Genomic DNA, 19400 nt, shown 5'->3' with positions numbered 1-19400 from the left:
GTGCGCGGAGAGGGGAATAGGTTGGGCGCGGAAGACTCGACGAACCGCCGGGACGCGGCCCGGCGCGGTGACACGTGATGGGGGCGGACATGTCCATGCCGAAGGGCTCGAACACCCCGGTGCCGGCCACGGCGCTGCGGGTCGAACTGGGCTGGCGGTCCGGCCCCGGCGTGCCCGACGCGGACGCCTCGGCACTGCTCCTGGTGGCGGGAAAGGTCCGTTCCGACGCGGACTTCGTCTTCTACAACCAGCCGGCGCACTCCTCCGGCGCGGTCCGGCACGAGGGCAAGCGGGACGCCGGCGGCAGGGTGACCGACAGCCTGCTGGTCGACCTCGCGCGCGTGGAACCCGCGATCGAGACGGTGATCGTCGCCGCCTCTTCGGACGGCGGGTCGTTCGGCCAGGTCCCCGACCTGTACATCGAGGTGCGGGACGCGGTGCGGAACACCGTCGTCGCCCGCTTCGACAACCCCGGCGCCACGGTCGAAACGGCTTTCGTGCTAGGCGAGTTCTACCGTCGGCAGGGCGCCTGGAAGTTCCGCGCCGTCGGGCAGGGCTACGACAGCGGTCTCGAGGGCCTGGCCACCGACTACGGCATCACGGTGGACGAGCCGCAACAGGCCCCGGCGACCCTCACGCCACCGCCACCGCCCCCGGTCCCGCCCATGACGCGGCCCGCGGGCACCCCGCCGCCCCCTGCGACGGCGCCCTCCGCCGAACCGGTCCGCCTGACCAAGGTCACGCTCACCAAGGCCGCGCCCTCCGTCTCCCTCACCAAACAGGGCGGCACCTCGGGCGCCATGCGCGTGAACCTCAACTGGCAGGTGCGCAAGCAGTTCTCCGGCTGGGCCCGCAAGCTGGGCCGCCCGGTCGCCATGCACGACGACCTCGACCTCGACCTGTGCTGCCTGTACGAACTGAGCGACGGCAGCAAGGGCGTCGTCCAGGCCCTCGGCAACGCCTTCGGCTCCCTGAGCCAGCCGCCGTTCATCCACCTCGACGGGGACGACCGCACCGGCGCCGTGTCGACCGGCGAGAACCTGACCGTCAACCTCGACCACCAGAAGCACTTCCGGCGCATCCTCGTCTTCGTCACCATCTACGAGGGAGCGCGCTCCTTCGCCGACCTGCACGCCACCGTCACCCTCCAGCCGCAGTACGGCGCCCCGATCGACTTCTCGCTCGACGAGTGCACGGTCCCCTCGACGGTGTGCGCCCTCGCCCTGATCACCAACACCGGCGACGACCTCGTCGTCCAGCGCGAGGCCCGCTACCTGGTGCCCGAGCGGGGCGTGAGCCCGCAACGCACGGTCGACCACGCGTACGGGTGGGGCATGAACTGGACGCCGGGCCGCAAGTGAACCCTCCCGGCGCGGGCGTTCAGCCCTCGTCGGGCAGGGCGCCCGGCCGGGCGTAGGTGCGGCCCTTCCAGGCCGCACCGCGCCCCCGGTGGTGCTGCACCGCGGAGTCGACCGTCATCAGGAGGTACAGGAACGCGGTGAACGGCAGCAGCGGGGCGAGCCACAGCGGCTGGCGGTAGTACCGCAGCATCGGCACGTACGTCCCCGCCATCACCAGCCACGCGGCGGCTCCGCACGCCGCCGTCGCCGTGTCGCCGGCCGCCGTGCCCGCGACCGCCGCCGCCGGCGGCACCAGATACACCAGCGCCAGGCCGGCGACCGTGCCGGCGAGCAGCAGCGGGTTGTGCCGCAACTGGGCGTAGGCGCTGCGCGAGACCATCCGCCACAGGTCGCGCAGCCGCGGATAGGGGCGCACGCTCTCCACCCCGTCGGCCAGTCCCAGCCACACCCGGCCGCCGCTGCCCTTGACCGCCCGGGCGAGGGCCACGTCGTCGATGACCGCGTGCCGGATGGCGTCCGGGATCCGCGCCCGCTCGGCGGCGCCGGTGCGCAGCAGCACGCAGCCGCCCGCCGCCGCCGCCGTCCGCGTCCCCTTCTTCCCGGCCCGGGCCCCGCCGATGCGCCGGAACGGGTACAGCTGCGCGAAGAAGTAGACGAAGGCCGGCACCACGAGCCGCTCCCACGCGCTCTCGACCCGCAGGCGGGCCATCTGGGAGACGACGTCGAACCCGCCGGTGCGGGCCGCGGCCACCAACTGCCGCAGGCTGTCCGGCGCGTGGGCGATGTCGGCGTCCGTCAGCAGCAGGTACTCGGGGTCGCGCGCGCGTGCCAGGGCGATGCCGTGCCGCACCGCCCAGAGCTTGCCCGTCCAGCCCGCCGGCGGCTCCCCGGGCGAGGCCACGGTGAGCGGCAGGCCTTCCTGGCGCCGGGCCAGATCGCGCGCCAGGCCGCCGGTGCCGTCCGTGCTGCCGTCGTCGATCAGGAAGACCTCCGCCCGCCCCGGATAGTCCTGGGCGAGCAGCGACGGCAGGCTCGCCGGCAGGACCGCCGCCTCGTCGCGCGCCGGCACGACGACGCACACGGGCGGCCACGCGTCCGGCTCCTCGCGGCCGGGCAGTCTGACGTCCGTGCGCCAGAAGAAGCCCTGGGCGAGCAGCAGCCACAGCCAGGCGGCGAGGGACAGGGCGGAGACGACGGTCACGACGGAAGCCCACGCATCGGCACTCACGTGCGCAGTCTGCCCCACGACGCGGCGCGCGGAGGCCCATCGTCTATCGTGGCCTGGTGAAGATCGCGCTCATGGACTCCGGAATCGGTCTGCTGGCGGCCACCGCAGCGGTACGGCGCCTGCGGCCGGACGCCGATCTCATCCTCTCCCTGGACCCCGACGGCATGCCCTGGGGCCCGCGGACCCCGGAGGACCTCACCGGACGGGCCCTGGCCGTCGCCGAGGCCGCCGCCGCGCACCGGCCGGAGGCCCTGATCGTCGGCTGCAACACCGCCACCGTGCACGCGCTGCCCGCGCTGCGGGCCCGCTTCGAACCCGGCCTGCCGGTCGTCGGCACCGTCCCGGCGATCAAGCCCGCCGCGGCCGGCGGCGGGCCCGTGGCGATCTGGGCGACGCCCGCCACCACCGGCAGTCCCTACCAGCGCGGACTCATCGAGGACTTCGCCGTCGGCACGTCCGTCACCGAGGTGCCGTGCCACGGTCTCGCCGAGGCCGTCGAGCACGCGGACGAGACGGCGATCACCGCCGCCGTGGCAGCCGCCGCCGCGCTGACGCCCGAGGACGTGAGGACCGTCGTCCTGGGCTGCACCCATTACGAACTGGTCGCCGAACGCATCCGCGCCGCCGTGCAGCGCCCCGGATCCCCGCGCCTCGCCCTGCGCGGCTCCGCCGGCGCGGTCGCCGCGCAGGCGCTGCGCCGGATCGGCGCCCGGCCCGACCCCGGGGCACCCGCCGCGGGCACCCTCACCGTGCTGCTGAGCGGACGCGAGGGCACCCTGCCCGCGGCCGCGGCGGCCTACGAGGAGGGCCGGCTGCTGCGCACGGTCACGCCGGCCGGCTGACCGGTCGGCCCGGTCACCCTGCGTGACGAGGTGGCCGCGCAGCGAAACATGAGTAACCTCGTAGCCATGAGGCATCGCCCCGGCGAGAGCACCCCCGTACCGGACGTCTGGACCGGACGTGCCACCAACCGCGTCCAGTGGTTCCTGGCGCTCATCGGCGTCGCCTGCGTGGCGCTCGGCATCGTGCTGGCCGTCGACTCGGCCTGGGAATCCGGTGTCGCCCCGCTGACCATGGCCGTCGTCGGCTGCATCGCGGCCGGACTGCTCGTGCTCTTCGGCACGCTGGCGTTCGTGCACGTCGCGCTGAGAGTCGACGAGGAGTGCCTCGAAGTGCGCTGCGGCCACATCGGCGTGCCCCGCCGGCGCATCCCCCTCTCGCACGTCGTCGGAGCGGAGTTCACCCCGCACGTCACTCCGCGGCACTGGGGCGGCTGGGGCTACCGCTGGCGGCCGGAGAAGGGCACCGCCGTCGTCGTGCGGCGCGGCGAGGGCCTGATCCTGCGGCTGGGGGACGGCCACACCTTCACCATCACCGTGGACGACGCGGAAGCGGCCGTCCAGGTCATCAAGGACCGTCTCCGTCCGAAGGCCCCGGGCCCGGCGCACTGAGGCCGCCGCACACGCCCCGGCGGTCGCGGCGCACCCTGCTCCCCGCCGGTACCCCCGTCCGGCGGCGCGCCGCGCGGTCGCCGGGCCCCGGAGCGTCCGCCGGGTGCGCACCATGACGCGCGCCCGTCCCCTCCTGAGGAGAGCCGCCCGCGCCCCACCGTGCCCCCGCCCGTGTCGCCCCGGCCTCCACGGGCCCCGCCGCCCGGACGGCAGGACCGGACGACCGAGGCTCCGGCGCACCGCAACGGCCGGCCGGCGGATCGGGGCCGGTCCGGCAGCCGGCCGTGCCGAAACGGTGCGGCACCGGCTGCCCGCGGGCCCCGCGGCCCCCTTCGAACCATGCTGCCGGCGGTGAAGTCACGCGCCGTACACTCCGGGGGGTGACCGTCACCGCAACCACCGTCGGCGAGCCGGACCGGCTGAAGCCGCAGGCCGCATCCGCCTCGCGCCTCGCCGCGCGGCTCACACGCCTGTTCCCGGCCGCCGCGGCCGCGCTCTCCGGAGTGCTGCTCTACGTCAGCTTCCCGCCGCGCACCCTGTGGTGGCTGGCCCTGCCCGCCTTCGCCGTCCTCGGCGCGGTGCTGCGCGGCCGGAGCTGGAAGGCGGGCCTCGGCCTCGGCTACCTGTTCGGTCTCGGCTTCCTGCTGCCCCTTCTGGTGTGGACCGGCGTGGAGGTCGGCCCCGGCCCCTGGCTCGCCCTGGCCGTGATCGAGGCGGTCTTCGTCGCACTGGTCGGTGCGGGCGTCGCCGCGGTGTCGAGGCTCCCGGCCTGGCCGGTGTGGGCGGCGGCCGTGTGGATCGCCGGAGAGGCCGCACGCGCGCGCGTGCCCTTCCACGGCTTCCCGTGGGGAAAGATCGCGTTCGGACAGGCGGACGGCGTGTTCCTGCCGCTCGCCGCGGTCGGCGGCACACCCGTGCTCGGCTTCGCGGTCGTCCTGTGCGGCTTCGGTCTCGGTGAGACCGTCCGCCTGGCCGTCGGGGCACGCCGCACCGGCACGGTACGGCGGGGCGCGGCGGCGGCGGCCCTGCTCGGCGTGGCCGTGCCCGTCGTGGGCGCCGTGGCCGCCCGGCCACTGGTCACCGACGAGGCGGAGGACGGCACCGCGACCGTCGCCGTCGTCCAGGGCAACGTGCCGCGCGCCGGCCTCGACTTCAACGCCCAGCGCCGCGCCGTGCTCGACCACCACGCGCGCGAGACGGAACGCCTGGCCGCGGAGGTCGAGGCCGGCAGGGCCGACCGCCCCGACTTCGTGCTCTGGCCGGAGAACTCCTCCGACATCGACCCGTTCGCCAACGCCGACGCGCGCTACGTCATCGAACGGGCCGTCAAGGCGATCGGCGTGCCCGTCTCGGTCGGCGGCGTCGTCGAACGCGGCGGCAAGCTGCTCAACGAGCAGATCCTGTGGGACCCGGACGAGGGCCCCGTCGACACCTACGACAAGCGGCAGATCCAGCCCTTCGGCGAGTACCTGCCGCTGCGCTCGCTGATCGGCGCGATCAACGGCGACTGGACCTCCATGGTCAGCCGGGACTTCAGCCGCGGCACCGAGCCCGGCGTCTTCACCATGGCCGGCACCCGGGTCGGCCTCGTCACCTGTTACGAGGCCGCCTTCGACTGGGCCGTGCGCTCCGAGGTCACCGACGGCGCCCAGATGATCTCCGTACCCAGCAACAACGCGACGTTCGACCGCAGCGAGATGACCTACCAGCAGCTCGCCATGTCCCGCATCCGCGCCGTCGAGCACAGCCGGACCGTCACCGTGCCGGTGACCAGCGGCGTCAGCGCCATCATCATGCCGGACGGACGGATCACCCAGAAGACCGGCATGTTCGTGGCGGACTCCCTGGTCCAGGAGGTGCCGCTGCGCTCCTCCGAGACCCCCGCCACCCGGTGGGGCGTGTGGCCGGAGACCGTCCTCGTGCTGGTCGCGGCCGGCGGACTCGGCTGGGCCGTCGGCGCCGGTGTGCGCGGGCGGCGCGCCCGTGGTGTGTGACCGTCCGCCCGCCCCTCGCCCCGGGTCGCCCCCGGGAGCGGCGCGCCCGGCCCGCTAGGGTCGGGCGCATGCCTACTCCCGACTTCATCCGCGACCTGCGCGCCTCGGCCGGACACCAGCTGCTGTGGCTCCCCGGAGTCACCGCCGTCGTCCTCGACGAGGAGGGGAGGGTGCTGCTGGGCCGGCGGGCCGACAACCGGCGCTGGTCGCTGATCGGCGGCATCCCGGAGCCGGGGGAGCAGCCCGCCGCCTGCGCCGTGCGCGAGGTGGAGGAGGAGACCGCCGTCCGGTGCGTCGTCGAGCGACTGGTCCTCGTCCAGGCACTCGATCCGGTCACCTACCAGAACGGCGACGTCTGCCAGTTCATGGACATCACCTTCCGCTGCCGGGCCGTCGGCGGCGAGGCCCGGGTCAACGACGACGAGTCACTGGACGTGGGCTGGTTCGCGGTGGACGCCCTGCCGGACCTCGGGGAGTTCGGGCAGTTCCGGATCAAGCAGGCACTGTCCGACGCACCCACATGGTTCGACCCCACTAGTTCCATCTGAACTATGGGGCGTGCCCACATGGGGTGTGGGATGGGCCCTGCCTAGGGTCGGGACATGACCTCGCCCAGTGTCCCCCCGGCCCCCCACGCCTCCCCGCTCGACCTCGGCGGCCGCACCGCCCTCGTCACCGGCGCCGCCGGCGGCATCGGCCGCGCCTGCGCGCTGCGGCTCGCCGCCGCCGGGGCCAAGGTCAGAGCGGTCGACCGGGACGCCGCGGGGCTGGACGCGCTCACCGAGCTGGCCGTGGACCTCACGGGCACGGTCGAACCGCACGTCCTGGACCTGACCGATCTGGACGCCGCCGAGCACGCGGCCGCCGGCACCGACGTCCTCGTCAACAACGCCGGACTGCAGATGGTGCGGCCCCTGGAGGAATTCCCGCCGGACGTCTTCCACACGGTGCTCACCGTCATGCTGGAGGCCCCCTTCCGGCTGATCCGCGGCGCCCTGCCCCACATGTACGGGCAGGGCTGGGGCCGCATCGTGAACATCTCCTCCGTGCACGGACTGCGTGCCTCCGCCTACAAGGCGGCCTATGTGTCCGCCAAGCACGGGCTGGAGGGCCTGTCCAAGACCGCCGCCCTGGAGGGGGCCGCCCACGGCGTCACCTCCAACTGCGTGAACCCCGCCTACGTGCGCACCCCGCTGGTGGAGAAGCAGATCACCGACCAGGCCCGTGCGCACGGCGTCCCCGAGGAACAGGTGCTGTCCGACGTGCTGCTGCGGGACAGCGCGGTGCGGCGGCTCATCGAACCGGAGGAGGTCGCCGAGGCCGTGGCGTACCTGTGCGGCCCGCAGGCGTCCTTCGTCACCGGCACCTCCCTCGTCCTGGACGGCGGCTGGACCGCCCACTGACCGCCGTGAGCGCCCTGTACAGCCGGGGGAGGAACGGCGCGCCGAGCGGTGCGCTCCCCCCGGCGGCCCGGGTTTTCCACAGGGCTGCCGGGGCGAGCGCGCGATGGGGAATCCTGTGACCATGTCCCGCGATCACGCGCAGTCCGCCGAGCGCCCCGTCCACGACGCCGAAGCGTCCCTCCACCATGCGGCGTCCGCCGGTGCCGAGACGCCCTTCCTGGAGCTGCTGGCCCGGGGAGCCTCCGCCGACGCCTACGAGCGTCCGGTGCTGCTCGCCCGCGCGGAGGGCCGACCGGCCGAGCGGATCGCCGCGCTGGAACGGGCCAAGCTCCTCGCGTTGCGCGTGCGTTCCGAGCTGGAGGGCCGGCGCCGGCGCGAGGCCGAGCTGTCGGCACTCTTCGAGACGGCCCACGACCTCGCCGGACTGCGCGACCTGGACGCCGTACTGCGCGCGATCGTGCAGCGGGCCCGCTCACTGCTCGGCACGGACGTGGCCTACCTCAGCCTCAACGACCCGGCCCGCGGCGACACCTACATGCGGGTCACCGAGGGCTCGGTCGCGGCCCGCTTCCAGCAGCTGAGGCTCGGCATGGGGGAGGGGCTCGGCGGCCTGGTCGCCCAGACCGCCCGGCCCTACGTCACCGAGAACTACTTCGAGGACGCCCGCTTCCAGCACACCCGCGCCATCGACACGGGCGTACGGGACGAGGGACTGGTCGCGATCCTGGGCGTTCCCCTGATGCTCGGGCACCACGTCATCGGGGTGCTGTTCGCGGCGGACCGGCGCGCCCGGGTCTTCGAGCGGGAGCAGATCGCCCTGCTCGGTTCCTTCGCGGCCCTCGCGGCGGCGGCCATCGACACCGCGAACCTGCTCGCGGAGACCCGCTCGGCCCTCGCCGAGCTGGAGCGGGCCAACGCGATCATCAAGGACCGCAGCGGCGTCATCGAACGCGCCTCCGACGTCCACGACCGGCTCGCCGAACTGGTCCTGCGCGGCGGTGGCGTCCACGACGTGGCCGCCGCGGTCTCCCAGGTCCTGGCCGGCACCGTCGAGTTCACCGAGGCCGCCGCGGCACCCGCCGGCGCCCTGGAGACGTCCCGCGCGGAAGGGCACGCGGTGCGGCACGACGACGACTGGATCGCCGCCGTCGCCGCCGGCGGCGAACTGCTCGGCGCCCTCGTCCTGCGCGGCCACCCCGGACTCGACCCCGTGGACCAGCTCACCCTGGAGCGGGCCGCGATGGTCACCTCCCTGCTGCTGCTCGCCCGGCGCTCCGCCGCCGAGGCCGAACAGCGGGTGCGCGGCGAACTGCTGGACGACCTGCTCGACGCACGCGACCGCGACCCGCGCCTGCTGCGCGAACGCGCCCACAGGCTGCAGGCCGACCTCGACGCCACGCACGTCGTCCTCGCCGCCCGCCTCGACACCACCGCACCCGACGCCGACCAGGAGGCGGACGCCCGCCGACGCCTGTGGTCCGCTGCCTCCCACCTCGCCGCGACCCGGCACGGCCTGGCCGCCGCCCGCGACGGCGGCACCGTCCTGCTGCTGCCCCTCGACGACCGGGACGACGCCACGGAACTGGCCCGCCGCACCGCGCGCGACCTCGGTACCGCCGTCCACGAGGCCGTCACCGTCGGCGCCTCCGCACCCGTCGAGGACCTCGCCGCCCGCCCCGAGACCGTGGCCGCCGCCTACACCGAGGCCAGACGCTGCCAGGACGCCCTGCGGCTGCTGAACCGCTCCGGGGACGGCGCCGCCGCCGAGGACTTCGGGTTCCTGGGGCTGCTCCTGGCCGGCGACCGGGACATCGCGGGTTTCGTCGACCGCACCATCGGCCAGGTCGTGGCCTACGACGAGCGGCGCGGCACCGAACTGCTGCGCACCCTCGACGCGTACTTCGCCTGCGGAATGAGCCCCGCGCGCACCAAGGACGAGCTCCACGTGCACGTGAACACGGTCGCCCAGCGCCTGGAACGCGTCGGCCGCCTCCTCGGCGACGACTGGCAGAGCCCCGCCCGCACCCTGGAGATACAACTGGCCCTGAGGCTGCACCGGCTGTCGGCCCCGGCACAGCGCTGACCCCCGTACGCCCGGGCGTACGGGGGGCCGGCGGCGCGGTGGTCAGACGGTGCGCGCACCGGTGGGGCGGGAGCCGGCCGGCTCCTCGGAGCCCTCCTGCTCGGTCGCCACGTCGGAGAGGTCCCGGTGGCGGGTCTCCTTCGCCACGCCCACGGCGACCAGCGTGAGCAGGGCCGCGGCGATGACGTAGAGCGAGATCGGCGTCGAACTGTCGTACTCGGACAGCAGCGCCGTGGCGATCAGCGGCGCCGGGGCGCCTGCCGCGACCGACGCGAACTGCGCGCCGATGGAGGCGCCGGAGTAGCGCATCCGGGTCGCGAACATCTCGGAGAAGAAGGCCGCCTGGGGCGCGTACATCGCGCCGTGCAGCACCAGACCCACGGTCACCGCGAGGAGGAGGCCGCCGAAGTGCCCGGAGTCGATGAGCATGAAGAACGGGAACATCCACAGCCCGACCCCGGCCGCCCCCAGCAGGTACACGGGACGACGGCCGATCCGGTCCGACAGCGCGCCCCACGCCGGGATGACCGCGAAGTGCACGGCCGAGGCGATCAGCACCGCGTTGAGCGCGGTCTGTTTGGAGACGTCGGCCGCGGTGGTGGCGTAGACGAGGATGAAGGCCGTGATGACGTAATAGCTGATGTTCTCCGCCATCCGCGCGCCCATCGCGATCAGCACGTCGCGCCAGTGGTGCCGCACCACGGCGACCAGCGGAAGCGGCTCGGCGTCCGCCTTGCGCGCCTCCGCCTGCGCCAGCGCCTGCTTGAAGACGGGGGATTCGTCGACGGACAGACGGATCCACAGGCCGACCACGACCAGTACGCCGGAGAGCAGGAACGGTATCCGCCAGCCCCAGCTGGTGAACGCGGCGTCCGACAGCACCGCCGTCAGCAGTGACAGCACGCCGGTCGCCAGCAGCTGTCCGGCCGGCGCTCCGGTCTGCGGCCACGAGGCCCAGAACCCGCGGTGGCGGGCGTCCCCGTGCTCGGACACCAGCAGCACGGCGCCGCCCCACTCGCCGCCGAGCGCGAAGCCCTGGACGAGCCGCAGCACGGTCAGCAGCACGGGAGCGGCCGTGCCGACGGTCGCGTGCGTGGGCAGCAGCCCGATCGCGAAGGTCGCCCCGCCCATCATCAGCAGGCTCAGCACCAGCAGCTTCTTGCGTCCGAGCCGGTCACCGTAGTGCCCGAAGACCAGCGCGCCGAGCGGACGGGCGGCGAAGCCGACGGCATAGGTCAGGAACGACAGCAGGGTGCCGACCAGCGGGTCGGAATCCGGGAAGAACAGCTTGTTGAAGACCAGGGCGGCGGCGGAGCCGTAGAGGAAGAAGTCGTACCACTCGATGGTGGTGCCGATGAGGGACGCGGCGACGATGCGCTTGAGGTTGTTCGGAGCTGGTGGAGCGGTTGCGGGCGACGACATCGGCACCACTTCCTGGGGTGTGACGGGGACGTTTGCGTGTCGCCACACCGTAGGAATCCGCAGGTCAGGCGCACATGTGGCGGGGCAACATAGTTTGAGGGGTCGCTATGCGTGCGGCCACCATGCCGGCTCGCGGGAAGGCGGTTCAGGGGATTAATGGTGGTCGAAACGAGTGCCGTCCGGGACGCGTAGTTCAGTACGATTTGACGGTGCCGTGCTGGCTCCCGTGCTGGTTTGGTGCTGACTACGCTTCGTTGAACTCGGGCATCTGGGATTGATCGACTCAGAGTCGTTGCGTGGCAGGTGGCCGGACTGAGAAACCAAGTCCGGCCTTGCCGCTCAGCCGCCGTCGGCACCGGCCAAGGCGCTGTGCCTGGGCGCGGTGCACGTTGATGCCAGGAGGTTCTTCGTCTGCTGGTGGTACACGGCTCAGATGCAGTTTGACCAGCGAAAACAGCTCTGGTCGCCACAAGCTGCGGACAGCTGGCCCGGGTATGGTCCGGATCTTTGTTCGAAGGTTCGTGGTGATGAGCGCTGCTCGCATGTTGCGCTCGTACGACGATAACGGCCTCGGCACTGCTTCGAGAGGCGACGACGGGCCGCAGGAGACTGTCCTGACCGGGCTGCACCAAGGCTGGATCCGGCGCTGGCGGAGGCCAGCGGCAGTTTCTTCCGGCCCGGCCCTACAACCGTGGCGCTGTCCTTGCAGGACCGCGACGACACCGCGTTGAGAATTCGTCCCGTGGGGGCTCGGTTGGCCGAGGCGGCGCAGCGGCGGGTTGATCAGTGCCTACCAGTGCCTCCCGATCCTGTGACGCCCCCGGGTCATGGTCGCAGAACCACGGTTCGAAGGGGCGGCGCCGGCGCACTATGGCTGTGAGCGCGCTTCCGCTGCTTTTCGCCATTCGTCAGCAGAGCTCCGCTTGGCGTGACCGGGGCTGTTTCCGCAGCTGAGAGACGGGCGGTCACGCGCCGTGTGAGGGCTGGCGGAAAGGACCATAGTGAACCGCCTGGGAGCTGAGAAGGGCATTCGCCCAGCTGAGCGGCCTCAGGCTCGCTGCCCCGTGAATTGGCCTGACGGTGTGGGCCCTCCTGGCCTGATAGCGACTCGACCGGGGTGTAGCGCCGTGATGACCCATCAGCTGCTGTCAGTGCCCACTGCTACACCTTTTTGTCGGGATGAGCCGCGCTCCGCGGCCCACCGACGGGAGGGGGAAACATGTCGAAGGTGCCGGACGGGTTCCATCGGGTACGCGGTCACATTCGTCGCAATCCGAAGCCCAGGAGCGCCAAGCGCATGAGCGGTTGGATGATTGCCGGCTTACTGGCCGGCGTGTGGCTGTGGGGGCAGGTGTTCGGGTTCAGTGAGTCCACCGCCACAACACCGCCGACGGATCCGAAGCCGGCGGCCAGCGCGACGGCCGACCGCTGATGGGACGGATACGTCTGCGGCGCCCTCGCGGTGCTGCGGAACTGGTCGCAGCGGCTGTGGTCGCCCTGGCTGTGCTCGTCCTGGTGGCGCGGACGGTGGCTACCGCGGTCGGCGCGCTGAAGGCGGCCTGGCCCGCCCTGCTGGCTCTCGCTCTGCTCACGGGAGCAGGTGCGGCGTGGCGGATCAGGCAGGCGACCACGATGCGGCGTCGGGCGAAGGAGCGGCTGGCCACTCTGCGGATCACGCTCGCGGAGTTCGACACCATGGACGACCGTCGCTTCGAGTACGCCCTGCGGGACCTGCTGGTCCGCGACGGCTGGCCGGCCCGCAGAGTGGGTGGCGGCGGCGACCAGGCCGCCGACGTCATCGGTGACCATCCGCAGCGCGGCCGGATCGTGGTGCAGGCCAAGCACACCCGCGTCGGCGGGAAGGTGGGCTCATCGGTGATGTACGCGGTGAAGGGGACGGCCGGGCCGGTCCACAAAGCCGATCACGCTGTCGTCGTCACCAATGGAGCCTTCACCCGGGATGCCATGGCGTGGGGTGACCGGCACGGTGTCCACTGGATCGACCGGGAGAAGCTACGGCGCTGGGCCGAGGACGGGGCCGCTCTGCACGAGCTCCTCGGATTGTCCGCGCGCTCCCGCCCGAGCCGATTCAGGCGTGCGGCATGACTGGCAAAGATCGTGATCGCTGCCCAAGACGTCTGGAGGTGTGGTGCTCGATGAGGACGGGTCGCTCGACCCGCTGCTGAAGTTCCTGCTGTATGCGGTCATCGCGCTGGCCGTCGGCAAGATGCTCTGGGAGTGGCTCACCGAGGATGTCGGCCAGTGGATCACCGTAGATTTGTGAGGGCTGGTAGCCGATCACCCGTGGTGGACCGGGCTCTTCGTGGCAAGCGGACTGACCATGCTGCTCCTGCTCGGCAGAATTCTGTCGTTCCTGCTTGGCGCCAACACCTACGCCAACGTGGACGACACGTTCGCCGCTCCCTCTGGCGATGCGATCGAAGCGGACGCGCTGACCCTCAAGATGAAGCAGCTTTCGTCGATGAGCGCGACGGGTTTCGAGCAGGCGTGCACTGATCTCCTGGCCCGTGACGGATTCCGGCGTCCGAAGCGGGTCGGGGGCGCCGGTGACCTCGGCGTGGACATCACTGCCCGCGATGACGAAGACCGCCTCCTGATCACGCAGTGCAAGCAGTATCAGAGCCCAGTCGGGTCAGGCCACGTGCAGAAGTTCAACGGGACAGCCCGCCCGCACCACGGAGCCGACCTCCCGATCATAATCGCACTCAACGGATTCGCGCAGCCGGCGATGCCGTGGGCCGCGAACCAGGCTTTGGCCCGGTGCAGGAACGCGACGGCGGTCGTGGCCTGCTCGTCGGAGAGCGCTTCGGTGTAGGCGAGTCGGCTGTATCCGTCGACGGCGGAGTGAAGGTAGACGTAGCCGCCGCGTGCGCCCTTAACCTTGCGGCGCTCGACGGTCTTGGCTTGAGAGCTCCCGCGTCCGTGGACGCGCCAGCCGCCGCCGTCCGGGATCCGGCCGACCTTCTTGACGTCGATGTGGACCATGTGTCCGGGACGGCGGGCGGTGATCTTCCGCGGTTCCCGGTTCGTGTCGCCGCTGGGGTCGATGAATCGGCGCCGGTTAAGGCCGAGGGCGAGCAGGTGCCGGGAGACGGTGCGGCGGCTGAGTGCGTACCCCTCGGCCTGGAGCTCGAACGTGATCCGGGATGCCGACCACTTCTCGGCCCGGCGTAGTGCCTCGATCCTGGCCACGACGTCTGGGGGAGTCGCGGTCGGCTGGCGTCGCGGTGCGGACGAACGGTCCAGCAGACCGAGTTCCCCGTGCCGCCGGTAGCGGTTGACCCATTTCGACGCGCAGGCACGGGAGATGCCCATCTCGGCGGCAACGTGCGCGATCGGGCGGGTGCGGCAGCGTTCAATGAGCCGCTGCCGGCCCTCGACCGTAAGAGGTGCATTGCGGTGCGGCATACATAGATCCCTTGATCCCTTGGCCTCAGACGGCGGAACGCCGGAGGTCTCTGCCCGGCGCGGCCGTGATCGGTCCGGGGGCGGTCCGCACCCTGCTGCCCGCCGCAGCGGCGGGCAGCAGGGCAGGTCCAGAGCGCGGCTTCATCGGGTGATCGGCGTGGCGCCGGTGGCGGCGAGAGACGTCGACCAGAGCCGGGCGGCTTCGTCAGGATCGATGGCGTAGGCGCGAACGCCGCCGTCATCCATGGGGGTGTCGGGGGCGGAGACGCGCGCGATGTCGCAGTCCTCCAGGTAGAGGCCGCCCCGGTTATCGAGGAGTGGGGAGGTGGCGGCCCACAGGCCGGTGGCGGCACCCTGGGAGGGGGTCTTGAAGCCCTCGCCGATGACATTGCCGTGCTCATCCACCCAGCCGCGGTCGATCTGTTCCTTCAAGGCCATCTCGCGCTGGAGGCCGGTGATGATTTTGCCGGGGTGAAGGGCGAACGCCCGGACGCCGTCGCCTTGCCCGATGGCGTCGAGGTGCACGGCGAACAGGGCGTTGGCGGTCTTGGCCTGGCCGTAGGCCAGCCACTTGTCGTAGCCGATACGGAAGTGCGGGTCGTGCCAGCGGATGCCGGTCAGGGTGTGTCCGGCGGAGCTGTTGACGACGACGCGCGCGCCGTCCGCGGCGGCCAGGAGGGGATAGAGCTCGCAGGCGAGGGTGAAGTGCCCGAAGTGGTTGGCGGTGAGCTGGCCTTCCCAGCCGGGCCCGACGCGCCGCTCCGGGGTGGCCATGACGCCGGCGATGGCCATCAGGACATCGATCCGGTTGAGCTGGTCGCTCAGGTGCGCGGCGGCTGAGCGGACACTGGCGAGGTCGGCCAGGTCCATGGGGATGACCTCGCAGTTCTTCACCTCCTGCAGAGCGGCACGGGCAGCGTCGGGGCGGCGGGCGGGAACGATGACCCTGGCTCCGACGGCCGTCAGCGCCAGTGTGGTGGCCAGGCCGAGCCCGGAATAGCCCCCTGTCACCACGGCCGTCTTTCCGGAGAGGTCGAGGCCAGCCACGATGTCCTCGGCAGTGGTGGAGGCAGAGAAGGGCGAGCCGAGCGACTGCTGATCAGTAATGGTCATGCCGCAGACGCTACGATCTAGAGCGAGGTCTAGATCAAGCCAAGGGGTGAGCGGGATGACGACCAGCGAGGATGCTGCGCAGTCGCTGAGCATCGGCGAGGTGGCCGAGCGCACCGGGCTGAGCGTGCACGCGCTGCGCTTCTACGAGCGCGAGGGCCTGCTCGTCGGACCCGTCCAGCGCACGTCGGGCGGCCGACGGCGCTACACCCCCGTCGACGTCGAGTGGCTGCTGGTCTGTGTCAAACTCCGCGAATCCGGCATGCCGCTCGCCGACCTCAAGCACTTCGCCGAACTGGTACGTCGCGGACCGGGCAACGAAGCGGAACGCCTGCACCTGCTCGACACCCATCGCCAGCGCGTCGACGCACAGATCCAGGCGTTGGAGGAGTGCCGATCCGTCATCACCTGGAAGGTCGCCGTCTACACCGAGCACCTCGCCCGCGGTGCAGCCGACGGACTCTGGGCCCCGACTACCTGAAGCGACCTTCTCGGGTGCGGTGCGCCAGCCATGGAGCGACGAGCCCCGGCACACCGTAGCTGCACGGATATGCCCTGCCAGGAGCGTCAACAATGTCATGACCCGCAACAGCTAGTGCCTTCACCCAGGGCAGATTCCCGTGATCAATGACATGCGAGGCAGTCTGCTGGTTACGTCTCGTGTGTCCGCTGGGGCTGCGCGACGTTCGGAGTGATGAACACCGCAAGGCAGCGGAACTCGCCACTTGAACCATCCAGTTGGGTGTACTGACGCCAGGCGAGCGTGTAGGCGCCGTGCAGCACTCGGGTGTTGTCCGGGAAGGAACCGCCGGCCCACAGCAAGGTGCCGCTCAGTTCGCGCCCGTGGTGGATGCGGAACTCCTCGTCCCTGGTGGGCATCCTGCGTTGCCTGGGGCGCCACAGGGCCGCCTCGTTTGTGATGAGCAGGGCCAGCCCGTTCTGGTCCTCGCGGTCGCAGAAGCGTTCCAGCCTTGCTACGTCCCGCAGGTAGTCCCTACGTGCGATGTCTGGGGCGTTGTGTCCGCACAAGGCGTACTCCTCGGGAGGCGTCCCTGCTGTACCCGACCATTGTCGGGTCACGTACTTGAACTCGATTGCCGTACGGCTCGCTGGCCCCAGGCATAGGAGGTCCAGGTACTCTGAGGCGTTGCTTCCGCGCACCGGGATCTCGAGACGGCACCTGACATCCGGTGCGACCTCGCCTACGGCGAGGGCGAAACTGTGCTGGAGATCGGCCTCGGAGTGGAACACCGGCCGCCGCGCGCGTAGACACTCCAGCACTTCGTCCAGCGTGGCGCTACCCGCGATCGTCTCCGGAGTGGGGGGCGGGGGCGGGGTGTTGGCATCGGCGTGGCCATGACGCCATTGAAGACTGTGCGGCCTGCCCATGTCAGCTGACAGTCGACTACCGTCAACAGGATGTCGGCCACATCGCTGGACGCCGAAGCGCTCATGATCCGCCGAACTCATCTTCAAAGGGGGGCCGATACCGAGGATGCCGTCAGGCGGCAGCGATCTCCTAAAGAAGGTTCGTACGACGGAACCCGGGCTTGCTCGACTACTGGTGCAGCGGCGGCGTGCATCGTGACCAACGGTTATCGAGTCGCGCCTCGGGAGCACGTTCCGCACGCGGTACGGCCTCCTACGATGCTGGTCAGGGTGAGGGTGATGGCCGTTCTGCACCTGCAGCGGCAGCGCCACCGGTCGGTGGTCTTCCCCGGATAGGGCTCCAACGGCTCGAACCCGGCGGCGCGTGCCTCCGCGGCGGCTGCCGCGGGATCGGTTCGGCCACCGGATCGGGGGCACTTCTTGCAGCCGGTGGTTCCAGACCGGACGGATGACAGGCGCGTCATGACCTCGTTTCCGCAGGAACAGCGGCAGCGCCAACGGTCTGTGGTACGGCCGGGGTACGGCTCCAGCGGCTCGAACCCGGCCGCTCGCACTTCGGCGGACGCACGCTCGTCGGTTGCCGAGTTGAGGGCACAGAACCGGCAGCCCTTCGAACCGCTGTTGACGTTGGAGTAGGTGGGGCTGGTTTCGCGACCGCATGTGGTGCAGCGGCACCGCCACGGCGTTTGGCTGCCCGGGTAGGGTTCAAGCGGTTGGAGTCCGGCCGCGCGCATGGTTTCTTGGGCCTTCGGCGCGTTCGTGGCGGCGCGTTTCGCCTGGATTTCCTTTGCCCGGCAGACGCGACAGCGCTGGCCCGCGTTACGGACGGCATTGAACGTAGGACGCCCCTCGTGCCCGCAGGTCATGCAGCGCGAGGGCCAAGTCGCGTTGGTGCGGCCGGGATACAGCACGAGTGGCTCGTATCCGCAAGCCCGCATCTCAGCGGCTGCGGCCTCCGCGTCGATGAGGACCACAGCACGTGGTCGGCCGCCAACTCGGGGCGCATAGGGTTTTTCTGCGCTCCGTGTTTCCTCATCGACCATGGCCCAGACCTCGGCCGCCGTGATGCGAGCTGCGGAGCAGGTCTCGGTCCAGCCGTTCGGCATGACGTCGCTCGTGAGGAAAGGAACGAGTCCGGCCTGATGCAGTCGGCCCAGCACGGCCTGCTCGACGTCGTAGGCGGCTGCGCCGGTGGTGTAGTCACGGGCCTGATGCAGTCGCCAACCCTGGCGTTCGTGTTGGATGAGGCGAGAGGTGTAGCCGGTGCAGGCACCGATCCCGATCTTGACAGCTTTCCACTCCTGGTGGGTGATCACGTAAACCTTCGACGGTCCTGACAGGTCGATGCCGTGGGTGGCACAGAACTTGCACCCTCCACCAGCACGAATCTTCATGAGCGTCGGGGAGGCCTCGTTGGCGCAGGTTACGCAACGGCACCGCCACGCAGTCACCGAGGTGACATAGGGCTCCAGCGGCTCCAGCCCAGCCGCGCGCATGGCAGCCACCGCGATGTCCGGGGCGGTCTTTCTGCCCGCTGCCGCCCTCACGTCGGCACAGTGCCGACAGCCGCCCTGGCCCGCCAGAATGCCGCCCAGACTCGGTGACGTCTCACACCCACAGCCGTTGCAGCGACACCGCCACGCCTTGTCACGACGCCCGGCGTACGGTTCGAGCGGTTCCAGGTCAGCGGCACGCATGAGGGCCTCGGCCTCGTCCGCGGGCCAGCGGCGTCGGCCACCCGAGGAGGGAGGGCAGTACGGGCATGCCCGAAGGCCGCGCCTGAGGTTGCTCAACCTGATCTCGACGTCTCGGCCGCACGCGAGGTGGCGGCAGTGCCACAGCCCGCTCGGTCCCGGGTAGGGCTCCAGCGGCTCGAGGTCGAAGTCCTTCGCCTCAATTGCGGCCCGGTCGCCGTCCGTGCGGGGCAGTTCGCGGCGACGCGACCATGCCCGGCTGATGCCCTGCCCGGCGTTCTTGCGCCCGCACGGGCCGCAGCCCCCTTGTCCGCCCTTGACCGACCCATGAGTGGGAGTCCTGATCGTGCCGCATGTTGTGCAGCGGCACTGCCAGGGGATGTCGGTCCCGGGATAGGGCTCCAACGGTTCCAGACCCGCCGACCTCATGAGCGCGGCGGCCTGGTCCGGATCGACCGGCGCGTTCGGCGCGCACCATCGGCACGGTCCCCCTCCGCGCTTGATGTACGAGTAGCGCGGCTTGACCTCCCGACCGCACGGCACGTGCCGGCAGCGCCAAGGGGGTGTCGCCCCGGGATACGGCTCCAGCGGTTCCAGGCCGGCCGAGCGCATCAACGCCACCGCCGCCTCTGGCGGAATCGGAGCCGTGCCTGAGCAGTACCGGCAGCCGCCCTGCCGGCCCGCCGCAATGTTGCCCAGCCGCGGTGACACTTCTCTCCCGCACGCTTCATGGCGGCAGCGCCAGGTCTTATCACTTCCTGGATAGGGCTCCAGTGGTTCGAGCCTGGCATCCCGCATAATCAGCACCGGATCGCGTGGATACTTCCGTGGACGTC

17 protein-coding genes and 1 pseudogene are annotated in these 19400 nt (G+C 71.4%); 12 read left to right on the top strand and 6 right to left on the bottom strand.

Annotated elements, in window-relative coordinates; translation table 11 throughout:
* The first annotated feature begins 95 nt into the window (after positions 1-95).
* Complete coding sequence (locus tag ACZ4V6_RS10500) at positions 96-1361, top strand: TerD family protein (RefSeq protein WP_467825607.1); 1266 nt, start codon at positions 96-98, stop codon at positions 1359-1361.
* Between the two features lie 19 nt (positions 1362-1380).
* Here the strand turns inward: ACZ4V6_RS10500 and ACZ4V6_RS10495 are convergent, their stop codons facing one another.
* Positions 1381-2607: a glycosyltransferase gene (locus ACZ4V6_RS10495; RefSeq protein WP_467824809.1), complete on the bottom strand. Its 1227-nt coding sequence runs from the start codon at positions 2605-2607 to the stop codon at positions 1381-1383.
* 38 nt (positions 2608-2645) lie between these two features.
* On the opposite strand from ACZ4V6_RS10495, the gene ACZ4V6_RS10490 reads away from it, so the two are divergent.
* The 6 genes from ACZ4V6_RS10490 (at position 2646) to ACZ4V6_RS10465 (ending at position 9520) form a co-directional block, all read left to right on the top strand.
* On the top strand, positions 2646-3431 hold the full coding sequence (locus ACZ4V6_RS10490; RefSeq protein WP_467824807.1) for a glutamate racemase: 786 nt from the start codon (positions 2646-2648) through the stop codon (positions 3429-3431).
* A gap of 66 nt (positions 3432-3497) precedes the next feature.
* Positions 3498-4040 carry a hypothetical protein gene (locus ACZ4V6_RS10485; RefSeq protein ID WP_467824804.1) on the top strand — a complete coding sequence of 181 codons (543 nt, stop codon included), beginning with the start codon at positions 3498-3500 and terminating at the stop codon, positions 4038-4040.
* A gap of 380 nt (positions 4041-4420) precedes the next feature.
* The gene (gene lnt, locus ACZ4V6_RS10480) at positions 4421-6034 is read left to right on the top strand and encodes an apolipoprotein N-acyltransferase (protein ID WP_467824802.1); all 1614 of its coding nucleotides are present in this window, start codon (positions 4421-4423) and stop codon (positions 6032-6034) included.
* A gap of 68 nt (positions 6035-6102) precedes the next feature.
* The gene (locus tag ACZ4V6_RS10475; protein ID WP_467824799.1) at positions 6103-6582 is read left to right on the top strand and encodes an NUDIX hydrolase; all 480 of its coding nucleotides are present in this window, start codon (positions 6103-6105) and stop codon (positions 6580-6582) included.
* 54 nt (positions 6583-6636) lie between these two features.
* A complete protein-coding gene (locus ACZ4V6_RS10470; RefSeq protein WP_467824796.1) occupies positions 6637-7437 on the top strand; it encodes a 3-hydroxybutyrate dehydrogenase in 801 nt (266 codons plus the stop codon).
* Between the two features lie 121 nt (positions 7438-7558).
* On the top strand, positions 7559-9520 hold the full coding sequence (locus ACZ4V6_RS10465; RefSeq protein WP_467824794.1) for a helix-turn-helix domain-containing protein: 1962 nt from the start codon (positions 7559-7561) through the stop codon (positions 9518-9520).
* Positions 9521-9562: 42 nt separating this feature from the next.
* On the opposite strand, the gene ACZ4V6_RS10460 is transcribed toward ACZ4V6_RS10465, so the two are convergent.
* Positions 9563-10942 carry an MFS transporter gene (locus ACZ4V6_RS10460; protein WP_467824791.1) on the bottom strand — a complete coding sequence of 460 codons (1380 nt, stop codon included), beginning with the start codon at positions 10940-10942 and terminating at the stop codon, positions 9563-9565.
* 1219 nt (positions 10943-12161) lie between these two features.
* On the opposite strand from ACZ4V6_RS10460, the gene ACZ4V6_RS10455 reads away from it, so the two are divergent.
* The 4 genes from ACZ4V6_RS10455 to ACZ4V6_RS10440 are packed head-to-tail and all read left to right on the top strand — an operon-like array spanning position 12162 to position 13778.
* A complete protein-coding gene (locus ACZ4V6_RS10455; protein ID WP_079033661.1) occupies positions 12162-12374 on the top strand; it encodes a hypothetical protein in 213 nt (70 codons plus the stop codon).
* Entirely contained in the window at positions 12374-13048 is a 675-nt protein-coding gene (locus ACZ4V6_RS10450; protein ID WP_467824788.1) for a restriction endonuclease, read from the top strand. Before ACZ4V6_RS10455 ends, ACZ4V6_RS10450 begins: the two co-directional genes overlap by 1 nt.
* 43 nt (positions 13049-13091) lie before the next feature.
* On the top strand, positions 13092-13226 hold the full coding sequence (locus tag ACZ4V6_RS10445; RefSeq protein WP_467824785.1) for a hypothetical protein: 135 nt from the start codon (positions 13092-13094) through the stop codon (positions 13224-13226).
* Positions 13227-13283: 57 nt separating this feature from the next.
* Positions 13284-13778 carry a restriction endonuclease gene (locus ACZ4V6_RS10440; protein ID WP_467825604.1) on the top strand — a complete coding sequence of 165 codons (495 nt, stop codon included), beginning with the start codon at positions 13284-13286 and terminating at the stop codon, positions 13776-13778.
* Here ACZ4V6_RS10440 and ACZ4V6_RS10435 read toward each other — a convergent pair.
* Both ACZ4V6_RS10435 and ACZ4V6_RS10430 read right to left on the bottom strand, forming a co-directional pair.
* Positions 13691-14371, bottom strand: a pseudogene (locus ACZ4V6_RS10435) (helix-turn-helix domain-containing protein); the annotation flags it as partial. The gene ACZ4V6_RS10440 and the pseudogene ACZ4V6_RS10435 overlap by 88 nt on opposite strands.
* Before the next feature lie 141 nt (positions 14372-14512).
* The gene (locus ACZ4V6_RS10430) at positions 14513-15484 is read right to left on the bottom strand and encodes an SDR family NAD(P)-dependent oxidoreductase (protein ID WP_467824783.1); all 972 of its coding nucleotides are present in this window, start codon (positions 15482-15484) and stop codon (positions 14513-14515) included.
* Between the two features lie 55 nt (positions 15485-15539).
* Here ACZ4V6_RS10430 and ACZ4V6_RS10425 point away from each other — a divergent pair, with 55 nt between their 5' ends.
* On the top strand, positions 15540-15962 hold the full coding sequence (locus tag ACZ4V6_RS10425) for a MerR family transcriptional regulator (RefSeq protein WP_467824781.1): 423 nt from the start codon (positions 15540-15542) through the stop codon (positions 15960-15962).
* Positions 15963-16132: 170 nt separating this feature from the next.
* Here the strand turns inward: ACZ4V6_RS10425 and ACZ4V6_RS10420 are convergent, their stop codons facing one another.
* Positions 16133-16510: a hypothetical protein gene (locus tag ACZ4V6_RS10420; protein ID WP_467824779.1), complete on the bottom strand. Its 378-nt coding sequence runs from the start codon at positions 16508-16510 to the stop codon at positions 16133-16135.
* Positions 16511-17076: 566 nt separating this feature from the next.
* Positions 17077-18417 carry a hypothetical protein gene (locus ACZ4V6_RS10415; protein WP_467824776.1) on the bottom strand — a complete coding sequence of 447 codons (1341 nt, stop codon included), beginning with the start codon at positions 18415-18417 and terminating at the stop codon, positions 17077-17079.
* Positions 18418-19400 lie beyond the last annotated feature (983 nt).

This window comes from Streptomyces sp. NPDC029152 (genome assembly GCF_055564355.1).
Note: the sequence above shows the minus strand (reverse complement) of the source record. Positions and strands in the feature narration are given on the sequence as shown.

Coding starts and splice junctions, on each gene's coding strand:
- ACZ4V6_RS10500 (WP_467825607.1), top strand. CDS start 96: ATGCCGAAGGGCTCGAACACCCCGGTGCCGGCCACGGCGCTGCGGGTC.
- ACZ4V6_RS10485 (WP_467824804.1), top strand. CDS start 3,498: ATGAGGCATCGCCCCGGCGAGAGCACCCCCGTACCGGACGTCTGGACC.
- ACZ4V6_RS10475 (WP_467824799.1), top strand. CDS start 6,103: ATGCCTACTCCCGACTTCATCCGCGACCTGCGCGCCTCGGCCGGACAC.
- ACZ4V6_RS10470 (WP_467824796.1), top strand. CDS start 6,637: ATGACCTCGCCCAGTGTCCCCCCGGCCCCCCACGCCTCCCCGCTCGAC.
- ACZ4V6_RS10465 (WP_467824794.1), top strand. CDS start 7,559: ATGTCCCGCGATCACGCGCAGTCCGCCGAGCGCCCCGTCCACGACGCC.
- ACZ4V6_RS10460 (WP_467824791.1), bottom strand. CDS start 10,942: ATGTCGTCGCCCGCAACCGCTCCACCAGCTCCGAACAACCTCAAGCGC.
- ACZ4V6_RS10455 (WP_079033661.1), top strand. CDS start 12,162: ATGTCGAAGGTGCCGGACGGGTTCCATCGGGTACGCGGTCACATTCGT.
- ACZ4V6_RS10450 (WP_467824788.1), top strand. CDS start 12,374: ATGGGACGGATACGTCTGCGGCGCCCTCGCGGTGCTGCGGAACTGGTC.
- ACZ4V6_RS10440 (WP_467825604.1), top strand. CDS start 13,284: ATGCTGCTCCTGCTCGGCAGAATTCTGTCGTTCCTGCTTGGCGCCAAC.
- ACZ4V6_RS10430 (WP_467824783.1), bottom strand. CDS start 15,484: ATGACCATTACTGATCAGCAGTCGCTCGGCTCGCCCTTCTCTGCCTCC.
- ACZ4V6_RS10425 (WP_467824781.1), top strand. CDS start 15,540: ATGACGACCAGCGAGGATGCTGCGCAGTCGCTGAGCATCGGCGAGGTG.